The organism is Streptomyces sp. enrichment culture (assembly GCF_964273255.1).
Taxonomy (GTDB): domain Bacteria; phylum Actinomycetota; class Actinomycetes; order Streptomycetales; family Streptomycetaceae; genus Streptomyces.
Genome location: NZ_OZ186835.1, coordinates 4468344 through 4485340, shown reverse-complemented (window position 1 = coordinate 4485340; position 16997 = coordinate 4468344). Strand labels below are relative to the sequence as shown.

Annotated in this window: 17 protein-coding genes and 1 tRNA gene; 8 read left to right on the top strand and 10 right to left on the bottom strand. The window is 72.7% G+C overall.

Annotated features, from left to right (window positions below):
- Window positions 1–276 precede the first annotated feature (276 nt).
- Entirely contained in the window at window positions 277–687 is a 411-nt protein-coding gene (locus ACSU53_RS19400) for an SsgA family sporulation/cell division regulator (RefSeq protein ID WP_437029429.1), read from the top strand.
- A 32-nt stretch (window positions 688–719) separates the two neighbouring features.
- Here ACSU53_RS19400 and ACSU53_RS19395 read toward each other — a convergent pair whose 3' ends face one another.
- Window positions 720–2141, bottom strand: coding sequence for an FAD-binding oxidoreductase (locus ACSU53_RS19395; RefSeq protein ID WP_437029427.1), 1422 nt, complete (start codon window positions 2139–2141; stop codon window positions 720–722).
- A gap of 103 nt (window positions 2142–2244) precedes the next feature.
- Between ACSU53_RS19395 and ACSU53_RS19390 the strand changes: the two genes are divergently transcribed.
- Window positions 2245–3720 (top strand): tetratricopeptide repeat protein, encoded by a 1476-nt coding sequence (locus tag ACSU53_RS19390; RefSeq protein ID WP_437029425.1) that lies wholly within the window; start codon window positions 2245–2247, stop codon window positions 3718–3720.
- A 252-nt stretch (window positions 3721–3972) separates the two neighbouring features.
- Here ACSU53_RS19390 and hppD read toward each other — a convergent pair whose 3' ends face one another.
- Entirely contained in the window at window positions 3973–5118 is a 1146-nt protein-coding gene (gene hppD / locus ACSU53_RS19385) for a 4-hydroxyphenylpyruvate dioxygenase (protein WP_437029423.1), read from the bottom strand.
- A gap of 122 nt (window positions 5119–5240) precedes the next feature.
- On the opposite strand from hppD, the gene ACSU53_RS19380 reads away from it, so the two are divergent.
- The 5 genes from ACSU53_RS19380 to ACSU53_RS19360 are packed head-to-tail and all read left to right on the top strand — an operon-like array spanning window position 5241 to window position 9566.
- On the top strand, window positions 5241–5741 hold the full coding sequence (locus ACSU53_RS19380) for an Lrp/AsnC family transcriptional regulator (RefSeq protein ID WP_437029421.1): 501 nt from the start codon (window positions 5241–5243) through the stop codon (window positions 5739–5741).
- 25 nt (window positions 5742–5766) lie between these two features.
- Entirely contained in the window at window positions 5767–6414 is a 648-nt protein-coding gene (locus ACSU53_RS19375; RefSeq protein ID WP_437029419.1) for an ABC transporter permease, read from the top strand.
- Window positions 6407–7690 carry a betaine/proline/choline family ABC transporter ATP-binding protein gene (locus ACSU53_RS19370; RefSeq protein ID WP_437029417.1) on the top strand — a complete coding sequence of 428 codons (1284 nt, stop codon included), beginning with the start codon at window positions 6407–6409 and terminating at the stop codon, window positions 7688–7690. Before ACSU53_RS19375 ends, ACSU53_RS19370 begins: the two co-directional genes overlap by 8 nt.
- Window positions 7687–8553, top strand: a complete 867-nt coding sequence (locus tag ACSU53_RS19365; protein WP_437029415.1) for an ABC transporter permease — start codon at window positions 7687–7689, stop codon at window positions 8551–8553. Before ACSU53_RS19370 ends, ACSU53_RS19365 begins: the two co-directional genes overlap by 4 nt.
- Window positions 8550–9566 carry a glycine betaine ABC transporter substrate-binding protein gene (locus ACSU53_RS19360; protein WP_437029413.1) on the top strand — a complete coding sequence of 339 codons (1017 nt, stop codon included), beginning with the start codon at window positions 8550–8552 and terminating at the stop codon, window positions 9564–9566. The genes ACSU53_RS19365 and ACSU53_RS19360 overlap by 4 nt, the downstream gene beginning before the upstream one ends.
- Window positions 9567–9609: 43 nt before the next feature.
- Here the strand turns inward: ACSU53_RS19360 and ACSU53_RS19355 are convergent, their stop codons facing one another.
- The 6 genes from ACSU53_RS19355 to ACSU53_RS19330 all read right to left on the bottom strand — a co-directional run bounded on the left by ACSU53_RS19355 (window position 9610) and on the right by ACSU53_RS19330 (window position 15598).
- Window positions 9610–10398 (bottom strand): YlbL family protein, encoded by a 789-nt coding sequence (locus ACSU53_RS19355; RefSeq protein ID WP_437029411.1) that lies wholly within the window; start codon window positions 10396–10398, stop codon window positions 9610–9612.
- 225 nt (window positions 10399–10623) lie between these two features.
- Window positions 10624–11262: an IclR family transcriptional regulator gene (locus ACSU53_RS19350; RefSeq protein ID WP_437029408.1), complete on the bottom strand. Its 639-nt coding sequence runs from the start codon at window positions 11260–11262 to the stop codon at window positions 10624–10626.
- 308 nt (window positions 11263–11570) lie between these two features.
- Window positions 11571–13364 carry a DEAD/DEAH box helicase gene (locus tag ACSU53_RS19345; protein WP_437029407.1) on the bottom strand — a complete coding sequence of 598 codons (1794 nt, stop codon included), beginning with the start codon at window positions 13362–13364 and terminating at the stop codon, window positions 11571–11573.
- 110 nt (window positions 13365–13474) lie between these two features.
- A complete protein-coding gene (locus ACSU53_RS19340; protein WP_437029405.1) occupies window positions 13475–13864 on the bottom strand; it encodes a type II toxin-antitoxin system death-on-curing family toxin in 390 nt (129 codons plus the stop codon).
- Complete coding sequence (locus ACSU53_RS19335) at window positions 13861–14061, bottom strand: CopG family transcriptional regulator (RefSeq protein WP_437029404.1); 201 nt, start codon at window positions 14059–14061, stop codon at window positions 13861–13863. Before ACSU53_RS19335 ends, ACSU53_RS19340 begins: the two co-directional genes overlap by 4 nt.
- Before the next feature lie 43 nt (window positions 14062–14104).
- On the bottom strand, window positions 14105–15598 hold the full coding sequence (locus tag ACSU53_RS19330; RefSeq protein WP_437029403.1) for an MFS transporter: 1494 nt from the start codon (window positions 15596–15598) through the stop codon (window positions 14105–14107).
- A 222-nt stretch (window positions 15599–15820) separates the two neighbouring features.
- On the opposite strand from ACSU53_RS19330, the gene ACSU53_RS19325 reads away from it, so the two are divergent.
- Window positions 15821–15892, top strand: a tRNA-Cys gene (locus ACSU53_RS19325).
- A gap of 74 nt (window positions 15893–15966) precedes the next feature.
- On the opposite strand, the gene ACSU53_RS19320 is transcribed toward ACSU53_RS19325, so the two are convergent.
- Together ACSU53_RS19320 and ACSU53_RS19315 are read right to left on the bottom strand one after the other, a co-directional pair.
- Window positions 15967–16386, bottom strand: coding sequence for a toxin-antitoxin system, toxin component, PIN family protein (locus tag ACSU53_RS19320; protein ID WP_437029401.1), 420 nt, complete (start codon window positions 16384–16386; stop codon window positions 15967–15969).
- Window positions 16343–16990: a DUF433 domain-containing protein gene (locus ACSU53_RS19315; RefSeq protein ID WP_437029399.1), complete on the bottom strand. Its 648-nt coding sequence runs from the start codon at window positions 16988–16990 to the stop codon at window positions 16343–16345. Before ACSU53_RS19315 ends, ACSU53_RS19320 begins: the two co-directional genes overlap by 44 nt.
- Between the last annotated feature and the right edge of the window lie 7 nt (window positions 16991–16997).

The following is a 16997-nucleotide window of genomic DNA, read 5'->3' as shown; positions in this document are numbered from 1 at the left end:
CGCCCGTGACGCCCCTGCCACCCGCGGTCCGCGGACCGTCCTCGACGCCGGCGGCCCCCACGGCACCCCGCGACGCCCGCGACGTTCTCGTCGCCGTCGCCGCCGCCTTGCCGTCGTCACCGACGAGGTGCGCGAGGTCGGCGCGTCCGGTGAGTCCGGTGAGTCCGGCGACGGGCGCGAGAAAGTTCCCGGAACCCGCGTAATGCTCCCGGCCCCGGCCGCTCTCTCCTCGTGCGGGCCCCCGACGGGCCCGGTCACGAGAGAGGACCAGATGCGATGAACACCGTGGTGGAGCGGGAACTGGAACTGCGGCTGATCCTGTCGCCGGAGCGGGCGCTGCCCGTGCCGGCCCGGATCACCTACCGCACCGACGACCCCTACGCCGTGCACGTCGCCTTCCACGTCACCTCCGAGCAGCCCGTGCACTGGACGTTCGCCCGCGAACTGCTGGTGGAGGGCGTGTTCCGGCCGTGCGGGCACGGGGACGTGCGGGTGTGGCCGTCGAAGGCGGACGGGCGCACGCACGTGCTGATGGCGCTGAGCTCGCCCGACGGAGACGCGCTGCTGGAGGCGCCGGCGGCGCAGGTGTCGGCCTGGCTGGAGCGCACACTGCGGCTGGTGCCGCCGGGCAGTGAGGGCGAGCAGTTGGACCTGGACGAGGAACTGGCCGGGCTGCTCGCCCCGTGACCGCCGGGCCGGCGCGGTGCCGGACGGGCGGGTCAGAACAGCTTGCCCGGGTTGAGGAGGTCCAGCGGGTCGAAGGCCCGTTTCACGGCCCGCTGCATCTCCAGTCCGACGGGTCCGATCTCGCGGGCCAGCCACTCCTTCTTCAGGAGGCCGACACCGTGCTCGCCGGTGATGGTGCCGCCGAGTTCCAGGCCGAGGGCCATGATCTCGTCGAAGGAGGCCCGGGCGCGCCGCGACTCGTCCGCGTCGGTGGCGTCGAAGCACACCGTCGGGTGGGTGTTGCCGTCCCCCGCGTGGGCGACCACGCCGATGGTGAGCCGGTGCCGGCCGGCGATCCGCTCGACGCCCTCGATGAGTTCGCCGAGCCGGGAGCGGGGCACGCACACGTCGTCGATCATCGTGGTGCCCCGGACGGCGTCGAGGGCGACCAGGGACGCCCGCCGGGCCTGGAGCAGCAGGTCGGACTCGGCCGGGTCCTCCGCCGGGACGACCTGGGTGGCGCCCGCGGCCTCGCACAGCGCGCCCACGGCGGCGAGGTCGGCGGCCGGGTCGGTGGTGTCGAAGGCGGCGAGCAGCAGGGCCTCGGTGGTCTCCGGCAGGCCCATGCGGGTCAGGTCGTTGACGGCGCGGACGGTGGTGCGGTCCATGAGTTCGAGGAGTGAGGGGACGTGACCGCCCTCCATGATCCGGCACACGGCGTCGCAGGCGGCGGCGCCGGAGGCGAACTCGGCGGCGAGCACGAGCTGCTGGGGCGGCTTGGGCCGCAGGGCGAGGACGGCGCGGACCACGACGCCGAGGGTGCCCTCGGAGCCGACGAAGAGGCGGGTCAGGTCGTACCCGGCGACGCCCTTGGCGGTGCGGCGGCCGGTGGACATCAGGCGGCCGTCGGCGAGGACGACGTCCAGGCCGAGCACGTACTCGGCCGTCACCCCGTACTTCACGCAGCACAGCCCGCCGGACGCGGTGCCGATGTTCCCGCCGATGGTGCAGGTCTCCCAGCTGGAGGGGTCCGGCGGGTAGGCGAGTCCGTGTTCGCCGACGGCACGGGAGAGCGCGGCGTTGACGACCCCGGGTTCGACGACGGCGATCCGGTCGACCGGGTTGATCTCCAGGATGCGGTTCATCCTCGTGAGGGAGAGCACGATGCAGCCGTCGGTGGCGTTGGCGGCGCCGGACAGGCCGGTGCGGGCGCCCTGCGGGACGACGGGCACGCGCAGCGCGGTGGCGGTGCGCAGGACGTGCTGGACCTGTTCGGCCGTCCAGGGCAGGACGACCACGGCGGGGCTGCCGGCCGGGCAGAAGCCGGCCATGTCGTGGGCGTAGGAGGCCGTGACGTCGGGGTCGGTGAGCACCGCCTCGGGCGGCAGGCCGCCCAGGAGGCGGTCGACGAGCGGCCCGGCCGCCGCCGTGTCCGGGTCTGCGTCGTGTCGCGCTTCGGTACGGCTCATGATCACAGCGTGACATCCGGGGCCATCGGTGTGAACCCCGCGTGCGGCGGTCGGCCGCCCCCGGAGTGTGATCGTCGTACGGCACGGGGCGTGGCGCACAGTGTGCGCCATGGACGACGCCACGGACGACACGCCACCACGGCCGGAGCAGCGGGGGGACGCGGGAACGGCGGGGGACGGACCGGATCCGGGCCCGGACGGCGGGCCCGCACGGCGGCGCCGCCGGGTGCTGATCGCGTCGGCCGCCGGGTGCGCCGTGCTCGGGGGCGTGCTGGCGCTGCTGCCCTGGGGGCGGGGGTCCGCCGGTCCGCCGGAGCCGGAGCCCTGGGCGCGGGCCCGGGCCGCCGTCATCGCCGGGGTGCCGGCCGCGCTGCCCGATCTGGAGGCGCTGCTGGAGGAGCACCGGCACCGGGTGCGGGACGACCCCCGGGACGCCGCGTCCTGGGCGGTGCTCGGGGCGGCCCGGGTGGAGCGGGGCCGGCGGCTGGCGGACCCGGCGTCCTACTCCCGGGCGGAGGAGGCCCTGCGCACCTCGCTGGAGGTGCGGCCGGAGGGCAACGCGCCGGCGCTGCGTGGCCTGGCGGCGCTGGCCAACGCCCGCGGGGACCACGGCAGGGCCCGCACCTGGGGCGAGGCGGCGCGGAAGCTGGAGCCGGAGCGCTGGATGTCGTACCCGCCGCTGATCGAGGCGTGCGCGGGGCTGGGTGACCACAAGGCGGTGGGCCCGCTGCTGGAGCGCCTGGTGAAACTGCGCAAGGGGCCGGACGTGAAGGCGCGCAAGGCGGCCGTGTACCGGGACCGGGGCTGGCGGGAGGACGCGGCGGCGCAGATCACCGACGCGGCGGCCGGGGCGTCCGGCCCGGCGGAGCGGGCGGCGTACCTGGAGCGGGCCGGGCAGCTGGCGTGGGAGCGCGGCGAGCGGGAGAACGCGCTGCGGCACTTCCGGGCGGCGGTGCGGACCGACCCGGACCAGCGGGCGGCCCTGGCGGGCGAGGCCAGGGCGCTGACGGCGCTGGGCCGCACGGCCGAGGCGGTGAGCGCCTACCGGATCGCCCTGGAGAAGCGGCCGCTGCCCGAGTACGCCCTGGAGCTGGGCGAGCTGTACGCGTCGCTGGGCAGGGAGCGGGCGGCCGGGGCGCAGTACGGCCTGGTGCGCGAGCTGGTCCGGAAGGCCGCCGCGCACGGGGTGGCCGGGGACCTGGTGCTGGGCCGGCTGGAGGCGGACCACGGGGACGCGGGGGCGGCCGTGCGGCGGCTGCGCGCGGAGTACCGGCTGCGGCCCTCGGCGGCGGTGGCGGACGCGCTGGGCTGGGCGCTGCACCGCGAGGGCCGGCACGAGGAGGCGTTGCGGTACGCGGTACGGGCGACGGAGGGCGAGCACGGCGGCGGGGCGCGCAGCGCGCTGCACGTGTTCCACCGGGGCATGATCGAGCAGGCCCTGGAGCGGCCCGGACCGGCCCGGCGGCACCTGCGGGAGGCGCTGCGCATCAACCCCTGGTTCTCGCCGCTGCGGGTGCCGGAGGCGAAGGCGGCGCTGGCCCGGCTGGGCGAGCCGTCGGTGGCGGCGGGACCGGAGCCGTCCTGAGCGGGCACGGCCTCGGGACCGGGACGGCCTCGGGGCGGGCACGGTCCCGGGGCCGGCACGGCGTCAAAGCGGGCACCGCGTCAGGGCGGGCACGGCCTGGGGCCGGCACAGCCACGGGGCGGGCACGACATCGTGCCGGCACGGCGTCAGGGCGGGCACCGGTCGCTTCCGGTGTCCGCCCCAGGGCCGTGGCCGCCCCGCCCGTGACGGGCGTCGGCCGCGCGTCACGGGCGGGGGGCGGTGCTCAGCGCCTCACAGGTTGCCGCGCTTGGCCTGCTCCCGCTCGATGGCCTCGAACAGGGCCTTGAAGTTGCCCTTGCCGAAGCCCATGGAGCCGTGCCGCTCGATGAGTTCGAAGAACACCGTCGGGCGGTCCTGGACCGGCTTGGTGAAGATCTGCAGCAGGTAGCCGTCCTCGTCCCGGTCGACGAGGATCTTCAGCTCGCGCAGGGTCTCGACCGGCACCCGGGTCTCCCCGGCCCACTCGCCGAGCGTGTCGTAGTAGGAGTCCGGGGTGTCCAGGAAGCGCACGCCGGCGGCGCGCATCTGGCGGACCGTCTGCACGATGTCGTTGGTGTTCAGCGCGATGTGCTGGACGCCGGCACCGCCGTAGAACTCCAGGTACTCGTCGATCTGGGACTTCTTCTTGGCGACGGCCGGCTCGTTGATCGGGAACTTGACCTTGAGCGTGCCGTCGGCGACCACCTTGGACATCAGGGCGCTGTACTCGGTGGCGATGTCGTCGCCCACGAACTCCTTCATGTTCGTGAAGCCCATGACCTTGTTGTAGAACCCGACCCACTCGTTCATCCGGCCGAGCTCGACGTTGCCGACGCAGTGGTCGATGGCCTGGAAGGTGCGCTGCGCGGGCGGCTCGACGATCGGGTCGGCGGCCACGTAGCCGGGCAGGTACGGGCCGTCGTAGCCGCGGCGCTCGACCAGGGTGTGGCGGGTCTTGCCGTAGGTGGCGATGGCGGCGAGGACGACGGTGCCGTGCTCGTCCTTCATCTCGTACGGCTCGGCGACCGAGCGGGCGCCGTGCTCGACGGCGTAGGCGTGGGCGGCGCGCGCGTCCGGGACCTCGATGGCGAGGTCGACGACGCCGTCGCCGTGGGCGGCGACGTGCTCGGCGAGGAAGGCGCCCCACTCGGTGGACTGCTTGATCACCGAGGTGAACACGAAGCGGGCGGAGCCGCTCTCCAGGACGTAGGAGGCGGTCTCGCGGCTGCCGTTCTCCGGGCCGGAGTAGGCGACCAGCTTCATGCCGAAGGCGGTGGAGTAGTAGTGCGCCGCCTGCTTGGCGTTGCCCACGGCGAAGACGACCGCGTCCATTCCCTTGACCGGGAAGGGGTCGGCCTGCCGGGCGGTGTCGGGAGTGTGGTGTGTGGTCTGCGTCATAGGTGCAGGGTGGTGCAGCCCTGCAAGGTGCGCAATAGTTCGCTGGGTCACTGGGCAATCTGTACAGCGCCGGACCGGCTTCGGCGGACTTCCTGTACAGGATGACCACCGGGGAGGCGGAGATGGCGATCGATCATCTGGACGGCCGGATCATCGTGCTGCTGGCGCGGGAGCCGCGGATCGGCGTGCTGGAGATGTCCCGGCGGCTGGGGGTCGCCCGGGGCACCGTGCAGGCGCGGCTGGACCGGCTTCAGTCGAACGGAGTCATCCGCGGCTTCGGTCCGCAGGTGGACCCGGCCGCCCTCGGCTACCCGGTCACGGCGTTCGCCACGCTGGAGATCCGGCAGGGCCAAGGCGCCGACGTCCGGGCCCACTTGGCGAGTGTGCCGGAGGTGCTGGAGCTGCACACCACCACCGGTACCGGGGACATGCTGTGCCGGCTGGTGGCCCGCTCCAACGCCGATCTCCAGCGGGTGATCGACCGCGTCGTCGGTTTTGATGGCATCGTCCGGGCCGCCACGGCGATCGTCATGGAGAACCCCGTTCCGCTGCGGATCATCCCGCTGGTGGAGCAGGCGGCGCTGGGCGGGACGTCCGGGCCGGAGCGGCACGGAGGGGACTGAAGCGGCGGAGCTGGGGTGAGCGGATGTGAACTTCCTCGAGTACCTGGGCAGCCGCCACCAGCAGTTGCTGGTCGACGCGTACCAGCACGCCAGTGTGGTGTTCCAGTGCATGGTCGTGGCGACCGTGCTCGGGGTGCTGATCGGTGTCGTCACCTACCGCAGCGAGTGGGCGGGCAACCTCGCCACGACCACCACCGCCACCCTGCTGACCATCCCCTCGCTGGCCCTGATCGGTCTGCTCATCCCGCTGGTGGGCCTGGGCGTGCCGCCGACGGTGATCGCGCTGACGCTGTACGGGCTGCTGCCGATCGTGCGGAACTCCATCGTCGGCCTGCGCGGGGTCGACCCGTCCCTGGTGGACGCGGCGACCGGGATCGGCATGTCCCGCCCGGCCCGGCTGGCCCGGATCGAGCTGCCGCTCGCCTGGCCGCCGATCCTGACCGGCATCCGGGTCTCCACCCAGATGCTGATGGGCATCGCGGCCATCGCCGCCTACGCCTCCGGGCCCGGCCTGGGCAACCTGATCTTCCGCGGGATCGCCTCCCTGGGCAGCAGCAACGCGCTCAACCAGGTCCTCGCCGGAACCCTGGGCATCATCGTCCTCGCGCTGCTGTTCGACGCCGCGTACGTGCTGATCGGGCGGCTGACCATCCCCAGGGGGATCCGTGCCTGAGCCGACCGCCACCACCGCAGCCGACGACGCCCCCGCGCCCTCCGGCGGCGGCGCCACGGGCGCCACCATCGAGCTGGACGGCCTGACCAAGCACTACCCGGGCAGCCCGCAGCCCGCCGTGGACGACGTGACCATGGACATCAGGGCCGGGGAGACCGTGATCTTCGTCGGCCCGTCCGGGTGCGGGAAGTCCACCACCCTGAAGATGATCAACCGGCTGATCGAGCCCACCGGCGGCCGGATCCGCATCGACGGCGAGGACGTCACCGACATGGACCCGGTGCGGCTGCGCCGCAAGATCGGGTACGCGATCCAGGCCAGCGGGCTGTTCCCGCACATGACGGTGGCCCAGAACATCGCGCTGGTGCCGAAGATGCTCCGCTGGCCGGCCGCCCGGGTACGGGCCCGGGTCGAGGAGATGCTGGACCTGGTCGGCCTGGACCCCGGCGAGTTCCACGGCCGCTACCCGCGCCAGCTGTCCGGCGGGCAGCAGCAGCGCGTCGGGGTGGCCCGGGCGCTGGCGGCCGACCCGCCCGTGCTGCTGATGGACGAGCCGTTCGGGGCGGTGGACCCGATCACCCGGGACCACCTCCAGGACGAGCTGATCCGGCTCCAGCACGAGCTGCACAAGACGATCGTGTTCGTCACCCACGACTTCGACGAGGCGATCAAGCTGGGCGACCGGATCGCGGTGCTGCGCGAGCGTTCGCACATCGCCCAGTTCGACACCCCGGAGGCGATCCTCACCAACCCGGCGGACGACTTCGTCTCCGGCTTCGTCGGGGCCGGCGCGGCGCTGAAGCGGCTCAACCTCACCCGGGTGCGGGACGTGCCGATCACCGACTACCCGACGGTGACGGTGGACGACCCGCTCCAGGAGATCTTCAACCGGCTGCGTTCCAGCGGCACCAACGAGATCCTGCTGCTCGACCGGCGGGGCCGCCCCTACAAGTGGCTGCGGCGCGGCGACCTGATGCGGGCCAAGGGGTCGCTGGCCCGGGCGGGCACCCTGGTGCACGACCACGTGACCCGGGCGGCGACGCTGCGCGACGCGCTGGAGGCGGTGCTCACCGACAGCTCGGGACGGGTGGTGGTGACCGGTGCGCGCGGGGTCTACGAGGGGGTCGTGGACGTGGAGACGCTGATGAACTCGGTGCACGAGCTGCTGGAGGCGGACCGGCTGGAGGCACTGGAGGCGCAGCACGACCTGGAGTCCCACCGCGCCGACCGCACCCACGCCGAGCAGGAGGGGTACGGCGGGGAGGAGAAGGCGTGAGGTCGGCCCCGGGGCGGCGGCCCGACGGCGAGCACGACGTCCGCGGGCTCGCCTTCCGCGACGAGGGCGGCGGCAGCGACGACGACGAGGGGGCCCCGCCGCGGTCCCCGCAGACGGCGCGGGCACCCCGGGTGACGTGGCGGAAGCTGACGTTCCTGCCGCTGGCGCTGGTGGCGCTGCTGCTCGGCACCTGGCTGTGGTTCCTCCAGGCCGACCTCGACCCGCTGGAGCAGAACGCGCTGTCCGACGGACAGGTCTCCAAGGCACTGTGGCAGCACATCGAACTCACCGTGATCTCCACGTTCTTCGTGCTGATCATCGCGATCCCGCTCGGCATCCTGCTCACCCGCGGGGCGATGCGCCGGGCCACCCCGGTGGCCATGGCGCTGGCCAACATCGGCCAGGCGACCCCGGCGATCGGTCTGCTCGCGCTGCTGGTGATCTGGCTGGGCATCGGCCGCAGGGCCGCGCTGATCGGCATCATCGCCTACGCGGTCCTCCCGGTGCTGGCCAACACCATCGCCGGCCTGCGGGCGAACGACCCGACCCTGCTGGAGGCGGCCCGCGGCATCGGCATGTCCCCGCTGGGCGTGCTGACCCGGGTCGAACTGCCGCTGGCCGTGCCGCTGATCCTGGCCGGGGTGCGCACCGCCCTGGTGCTGAACGTCGGCACGGCCACCCTGGCGACCTTCGGCGGGGGCGGCGGCCTGGGCGTGCTCATCACCACGGGCATCACCAGCCAGCGGATGCCGGTGCTGATGCTGGGATCGATCCTCACCGTCGCGCTGGCGCTGCTGGTGGACTGGCTGGCCTCGCTGGCCGAACTGCTGCTGCGCCCCCGGGGTCTGGAGGCCGGATCATGAGGCGGCACGCACCACGGCCGGCGCACGGCGCCCGGCCGCCGGGGCTGCGGCGGGGGACGCGGGCCCTGCTGGCCGGTGCGGTCCTGCTGTCGGCCGCCGCCTGCGGCCTGACCAGCGGCTCCCCCATGGTGGACGACGTGGAGCCGGGTTCCATCGGGCGGGGCAAGCCGCTGGAGGGCGCCGAACTCACCGTCACGTCGAAGGAGTTCACCGAGCAGCTCATCCTCGGCGCGATCATGGGCATCGCCTTCCAGGCGGCCGGCGCGGAGGTCATCGACCGCACCGGCATCCAGGGCAGCGTGGGCTCCCGGGAGGCGGTGGTCAACGGGGACGCGGACGCCGCCTTCGAGTACACCGGCACCGCCTGGATCACGTACCAGGGCAACAGCAAGCCGCTGCCCGACCCGCGCGAGCAGTGGGAGGCGGTGCGCGACGCGGACCGGAAGAACGGGGTGACCTGGCTGGAGCCCTCGGCCCTGAACAACACCTACGCCCTGGCGATGAACCGGGCCAACGCGAGGAAGTACGGCACGAGGACGCTGTCGGACGTGGCCGAGCTGGCGAAGTCCGACCCGGGCGCGGTGACGCTGTGCGTGGAGGGCGAGTTCGCCAACCGGGCCGACGGGCTGCCGGGCCTGGAGAAGGCGTACGGGATGGACATCCCGGCGGGCAACATCACGCAGATGGACACCGGGATCATCTACACCCAGACGGCCAAGGGCGCCTGCACCTACGGCGAGGTGTTCACCACCGACGGCCGCATCAAGTCCATGGACCTGGTGGTGATGGCGGACGACAGGAAGTTCTTCCCCAACTACAACGCGGCGCCCACGGTCAACACCGAGACCCTGAAGGAGTGGCCGGCCATCACCGAGGTCCTCGACCCGGTCACGGCGAAGCTGAACAACGACGTGGCGCGCACCCTGAACGCGAAGGTGGACGTGGACGGCGAGGACCCGCACCAGGTCGCGCTGGACTGGATGGTGGACGAGGGCTTCGTCAAGGAGGGGTAGGCCGTGCCGTCACGGCCCGGGCCGGGCACCGGGCGTCGGCCGGTCAGCAGGCGGGGACCTTGCCGCCCCTCTCCAGGGAGACCAGGGCGTCGACCGCGCCCTTCAGGGTGGTCACCGGGATCAGGCGCAGGCCCTCGGGCCGTTCGGCCTGCGCGTCGGCGCACTCGGCCTCGGGCACCAGGAAGACGGTGGCGCCGTCGCGCCGGGCGGCCTGGGTCTTCAGGGGCACGCCGCCCACCGGGCCGACCGTGCCGTCCGCGTCGATGGTGCCGGTGCCGGCGACGACCCGGCCGCCGGTGAGGTCGCCGCCGCTGCCGTCGCCGTTCAGCTTGTCGACGATGCCGAGGGAGAACAGCAGCCCGGCGCTCGGGCCGCCGACGTCGGCCAGCTTCAGCTCGACCTCGATCCCCTTGCCGTCCTCGCCGAGGTAGCCGAGGGCGGCCTGCGTGGCCTCGTCCTGGGACTCCTCCATCTGCTCGCGGTTGTAGCGCTCGATCTCCTTGACCGTGTCCCCGCTCGGGTAGACCGCGTCGCGCGGCATGACCGCCCGGTCGGTGCTGAACCAGCTGTCGACCACGTCGGGCAGGCTCACCCGGGTGTCCGGCGAGGTCGCCTCGATCGTCGTCATCCGCAGCTGGCCGCGCGTCTCGCGGACCGGGGCGCCGGAGATGGTGATCACCTGGGTGCCCTTGTTCTCGCCGAGCACGTCCGCCGTCAGCCCCGGCTGGGCGACCGAGAACGGCAGCGGCGCGAACACCGCCGTGGCCAGCAGGGCGACGACGGGGACGGCACAGACGGCGAGGGCCCGGGGGCGTGTGAGACGAGAGAGCACGGGTTCAATCTACGGGGTGGCCCGGGCGGGGTGTCCCCCATGGGGTCCCGGTCAGGGGCCCCGGTCAGGGACCCCTGACCGGGACCCCGGGGGCTGTCTCCGGGGCCCACGCGGCCCGCCGGGGACGGACCCGGCAGGGATGGGGCCGTTCGAAGCCGCGGGGACCTGGCCCGCGGCGGACCCCGTCAGGGTGCTGTGCTCCCGGCGGGGGCCGCCGGGAGCGGGTCAGCGCAGGGCCTCCGCGACCTCGCGAGCCGCGTCCACGACCCGGAGGCCGACCCGTTCGGGGACGACGTCGGCGAGCATGACCACGCCCACACTGCCCTCCACCCCGGTGACCCCCAGCAGCGGCGCCGCCGCCCCGCACGCCCCGGCCTCCAGTTCCCCCGCGGTGAGGGTGTAGCCGGGGTCGTCCAGGCGCTGCCGGGCCGACAGGATGGCCCGGCCGGCCGCGCCCCGGTCCAGCGGGTGCCGGAACCCGGCCCGGTAGGCCACGTGGTAGTCGGTCCAGGAGGGTTCCACCACGGCCACGGCGAGCGCCTCCGCGCCGTCGACCAGCGTGAGGTGGGCCGTCGCGCCGATGTCCTCGGCCAGGGACCGCAGCGCGGGCATCGCGGCCTCGCGCACCAGCGGGTGCACCTGCCGTCCCAGGCGCAGCACCCCGAGGCCGACCCGGGCGCGCCCGCCCAGGTCGCGGCGTATCAGCGCGTGCTGTTCGAGGGTGGCGAGCAACCGGTACACGACGGTCCGGTTCACGCCCAGTCGGTGGGAAAGCTCGGTGACGGTCAGCCCGTGGTCCGTGTCGGCGAGCAGCTTGAGGACACGCAGTCCCCTGTCGAGCGTCTGAGAGGTCTCCGCGGTCACGACGCCCACTCCTTAGTGGTGAGGTCGGCGGCCCCCTCGCGGCGTGTGCGTCACCGAGTCCCGTCGGAGACGCGCTTCAGAGGCCGCCGATCGGCCGGCGGCCCGGCAGTCGTCCCGGGCACAGTCGCTTCACGGCTGCGCTCCGCGGCAGCGCTGCCACGGGGCGTGTGCGTTGCGGGGACAGTAGCGAGCCGGTCCGGTCAGCGGAAGGCTCCGTCCAGAATCCGGTCACCTCTGCGCGTGAAGTGCCGCCCTTTGTCCGCAAAAGCCCGTGCGTGCTCCTGCGCACCCGGCCCTCGTAGCCCGCGTCACCGCATCCGGGTGGCCCACTCCTGCACCTTGGCGATGCGCGCCCGCAACTGTCCGGCGGTGGCCTCGGCGGCGGGCGGGCCGCCGCACACGCGGCGCAGTTCGGTGTGGATGACGCCGTGCGGCTTGCCGGACTGGTGGACGTAGGCGCCGACCATCGTGTTGAGCCGCTTGCGCAGCTCCATCATCTCCTTGTGGGAGACCACCGGGCGCCGCTCGGCCGGCAGTTCCAGCAGGTCGGCCTCGGCGTCCGGCTTCTTGCGGCTGTGCGCGATCTGCCGGGCCTGGCGCTTCTGCAGCAGCAGCTGCACCTGGTCGGGCTCCAGGAGCCCGGGGATGCCGAGGTAGTCCTGCTCCTCCTCGCTGCCCGGGTGGGCCTGCATGCCGAAGTCGGCGCCGTTGTAGGTGACGCGGTCGAAGACGGCGTCGGACTCCAGCGCCTCGAAGGGCAGCATGTCCTGCTCGCCGGTGTCCTCGTCCTGCTCCCGGTTCGCCTCGTCCATCTCCGCCTCGGACTCGGCGTAGGGGTCCTCCTCGCCGTCCTTCTTCGGCTTGTCCAGGACGTGGTCGCGTTCGCGCTCCATCTCATTGGCGAAGCCGAGCAGGTCGGGGATGGTCGGCAGGAACACGGACGCGGTCTCGCCGCGCCGCCGGGACCGCACGAAACGGCCCACGGCCTGGGCGAAGAACAGCGGGGTGGAGATGGTCGTGGCGTACACCCCGACCGCGAGGCGCGGCACGTCGACGCCCTCGGACACCATCCGCACCGCCACCATCCAGCGGTCGTCGCTGCCGCTGAACTCGTCGATGCGCTTCGACGCGCCCGTGTCGTCGGACAGCACCAGGGTGGCCTTGTGTCCGGTGATCTCCCGGATCAGCTTGGCGTAGGACCGGGCGGAGTCCTGGTCGGAGGCGATCACCAGGGCGCCCGCGTCCGGGACGGACTTGCGGACCTCGGTCAGGCGCTGGTCGGCGGCGCGCAGCACGGACGGCATCCAGTCGCCGCGCGGATCGAGGGCGGTGCGCCACGCCTGGCTGACGGCGTCCTTCGTCATGGGCTCGCCGAGCCGGGCGGCGATCTCGTCGCCGGCCTTGGTGCGCCAGCGCATGTTGCCGCTGTAGCTCATGAAGATGACCGGCCGCACGACGCCGTCGGCGAGCGCGGAGCCGTAGCCGTAGGTGTAGTCGGCGGACGAACGGCGGATCCCGTCGTCGCCCTCCTCGTACGTGACGAACGGGATCGGGTTGGTGTCCGACCGGAACGGTGTACCGGTCAGGGCGAGCCGCCGGGTGGCCGGTTCGAACGCCTCCAGGCACGCCTCGCCCCACGACTTGCTGTCACCGGCGTGGTGGATCTCGTCGAGGATGACGAGGGTCTTGCGCTGCTCGACGCGGTTGCGGTGCAGCATCGGGCGCACCCCGACGCCCGCGTAGGTGACGGCGACGCCGTGGTACTCCTTGCCGAGCGGGCCCGCGCTGTACTCCGGGTCCAGCTTGATCCCTATGCGCGCGGCGGCGTCGGCCCACTGCTTCTTCAGGTGCTCGGTCGGCGCGACGACGGTCACCTGCTGCACCACGTGGTGGTGCAGCAGCCAGGACGCGAGCGTCAGCGCGAACGTCGTCTTTCCGGCGCCGGGGGTCGCCACCGCCAGGAAGTCGCGCGGCTGCTCCTGGATGTACTTCTCCATCGCCCCCTGCTGCCAGGCCCGCAGCTTGCTGGCGGTGCCCCAGGGGGCGCGGCCGGGGAAGGCGGGCGACAGGTGGTGCGAGGCAGAGGCTGCGGTGGTAGTCACGGTCTCCGTCGGGGGTGGCTCGGCTGCGTCGGACGACCGAGCCACCCTACCGAGCGGCCGAGCGGACGGGGACGCGGACCGGGCCGGGCCGGCCGGGGGTGGGACCGACGTCACACCGACGGCCCGGAGAGCTCCCGCAAGCCCTTGGAAATGACCTCGACCTCGCTCACTGCACCGGTGGCCACCGCGATCACCAGGCGCTCGGCGGCATCGATGTCCGGGCGCAGCTGCACGTCGTTCATCGCCAGGAAGACCACACAGGAGGTCCACGCCGTGCGCTTGTTGCCGTCGACGAAAGAGGGGTTGATCGCCAAGGACTGCAGGAGAGCCGCGGCCTTGTCGAACAGATCCGTGTACGCCTCCTGACCGAACATGACGGCTGCCGGCCGATGGACCGCGGACACCAGGAGGCCCGCGTCCCGGACCGCAATCTCCTGGTCGTCGACAGCCAGCGCAGCGATGGCCAGAACGTCCTCCGCCGTCAGATGGACACGGCTCACCTGAGCCGCTCCAGCAGTTCGGCCCACTTGGCCGTCTGCTCCTTGGCGGCCTTGCGCACCAAAGCTTCGTGCGCCGTCCGGGCCAAGTAGTCGTCCACGGCTCGGAGCACTATGGCGTGCATACTCACGCCCTCCTCCTCGGCGCGCAGCCTCAGGGATTCCGTCTGGTCATCGCGAAGACGCAGGTTCATGGCCATACTGAAAACGGTACCCGAGTGGTACCAGACTGGTACCACTCCTTCAGGAGGCCGACCGCAGCCGCGTCGTCACCCACACCCCCGCCAGCGCCACCGCCGCCATCGGCAGGAACACCGCGGCGAAGGCAGCCGGGTGGGAGCCCGTCACCTCGGTGGCGACGTGGGTGACGGTGCCGCCGCCGAGGGCGACGAAGGCCGCGCCGCCGACGGCGAGCAGGAGCACGTTGGACAGGCCGTCGGAGATCTGGAGGGCGGCGGAGTTGGTGCCCGCCTCCTCCGGGGCGGAGAGCTGGAGCAGGAGCACGCTGGTCGAGGAGATCACCAGGCCCATGCCGAAGCAGCCGAACGCCCAGGCCACGGCCAGCGTCCAGGCGGGCACCGACGGGATCAGCACGCTCGGGGCCGCCGCGATGGCACCGGCCACCAGCAGCATGCCGAGGCTCATCAGCCGCTCCCGGTGCGGCTCCAGGCGCGGCCGGGACTGCACCCACGAGCCCAGCGCCCAGGTGCCGCCGCCGGCCGCCAGGGAGAACCCGGCGAGCGTCGGGCTGAGGCCCCGCTGGGTGACGAGCATCAGCGGGACGAAGGACTCAGCGGCGATGAACGACCCGGCGGCGATCCCGCGCAGCAGCACCACCGACGGCAGCCCGCGCGCCGCCCGCCAGGTGCCCGGCGGGAGCAGTCCGAGCACGGCCGGGACCAGCAGGGCCACGCCCGCGGCGGCCGGCAGCAGGGACACCCAGCGCAGGTCCTGCGCCGCGTACTGGAGCAGGCCCGCGCCGAACGAGATGGCGAGGGCGAGGCGGATCCGGCGCCGGTCGAACGACGGCCGCCGCTTGCCGGGCGGGCCCGCCGCCCCGTCCGGCTGGTCCACCGGGCCGGCCGCCCGGCGCCGTATCTGGGGCAGGGCCAGGGCCAGCGGGAACACCACGAGCACCGGGATCCCGAGGAACACCCACCGCCAGCCGATGTGCTCGGTCACCGCGCCCGAGGCGAGCGGGCCGACGATCGACGGCACCACCCAGCTCGCCGCGAACGCCGCCATGATCGCGGGCCGCAGCCGCTCGGGGTAGGCCCGGCCGACGACCACGTACAGGGCGACGATCACCAGCCCGCCGCCGAGCCCCTGCACGGCCCGCCCCAGGATGAACAGCCACATGGCGCCCGCCGTGCCGGCCAGCAGCAGCCCGGTCGCGAAGGCGGCGATGCCCGTGGTCAGGGGTGCGAGCGGCCCCCGCCGGTCGGACCACTGGCCGGAGAGCACCATGGCGAACAGGCTGGTGGTGAAGAACCCGGAGAAGGCGAACGCGTACAGCGACACCCCGTCCAGCTCCCGCGCCGCCACCGGCATCGCCGTGCCGACCGCCGTCGCCTCGAAGGCGATCAGCAGCACCACGGAGACGATGCCGATACTGAGCGCCCGGTAGGAACGGCTCAGCACGGTCTCGTCGCGTTCGACGGGTGGCAGGCCGGCGGGGGCGCCCGGGACGGCGTCGGGCACGGCGACAGACGTGTCGCGCGGGTCGGGGTGGGTCATGCTCGCCAGGGTAAGGGGCGCGAAGCGGTTACACGCCTGTCGGTGGTCGGTCCGGTTCCCGGACCATGGTCCTAGGACCGGCCGGCCCGCCCCTTCGTGAACGGCGCGTTGCGGTCATGTGGCAACGCCGCCCACCTCCTTGAGCCCGCCTCCCGCCCCGCCCTACGGTCGTCCCACCGGTCCACGACGGCGGGGCGCCGCAGCGCACTCCGCCTCCGGCCCGGCCGTGTGCCCGAGTGGTTCAGGGACTCGCCTGCAAAGCGAGTAACGCGGGTTCGATTCCCGCCACGGCCTCTGGGCGACCAGCCGTCCCATGCCATGCGACGAGCATGCGTGGCTGGTTGACGCCGCATCCGTGTCGATGCCACTCATGGCCATGTCCTGCGTACGCCGTCGCGGCCGATCGCAAAAGCGGCAGGCCCCTTCTTGGAAGCGGCTCGGTAGATTTCTGACTGGGCGCTGTGGATGCGGCGCACCATTTCAGAGATCGACAGTTGCTGATTGTCGAGATAGAAGAGAACCGCAGCGCTGTCCACAAGGGGCTGGCGCTCGTGCGCGCGGGCCTTGATCCGCCCATCCTTGCACAACGGGTGCCAACCGCGCGACAGTCCGTACGCGATCCACTCCTCGTCAGCAATGTCCTGAGCGTCATCAGGGAATTCGACGGCGATCAGATGAATGGACCAGCCGAGTTCCGCCAGCTTTTTCGGAACGCTCTTGCCCAGGTTTCGATCAACGAGGAATTCAGGCTGCCTGGGCTGCTCGGAGAATGGCTTCGACCTCGTCACGCGACAGGCCGTACTCGTCGCCCACTACTTCCAGTGGCTCGCCCGCTTGCCAGAGATCCATGATGGCATCCACTTGGACCTTGTTGGATGCGACCACCGGTGCACCCCAACCGAAACGTGGGTCGATGATCACTGGCGCCACATCTGGATACTGCTTCAATCTCAACCGCTGAGGGGTTTGCCCGTCCGCTTCCCAGGTGATGTAGCGCAGGTAGTCCCCGATGACTTCGCGAATGGGACGCTGCCCATCGCGCGCCCTGGCGAGGTCGCCGGCGTAGTCCACGAAGATCTCCACGCCGTCGGTGGCAATCCTGCGGGTAGCCAGCCCGTAGGGCTCGTCGAACTCTCGGCGAACGGCCGTTGCGGCCTCGCGGATCTTGCGGAAGCTCAGCCCGAGATCCCGTAGTGCGTGCAACACGTACGCTTCGACCACGGCGACGAACGGCACCGACGGCCAACCCTGTCTCTCGGCCTCGACAGCGTGCACCAGAGGCTCTCCCGCGGCCTTCTCGTGCAACCAGCGGTACATCGTTCGCTCGTTGATCCGAAGATGCCGCGCCGTCTCCAGAGGGGTCATGATCGGATCCCGGAACTTGTCCACCATCAGCGGC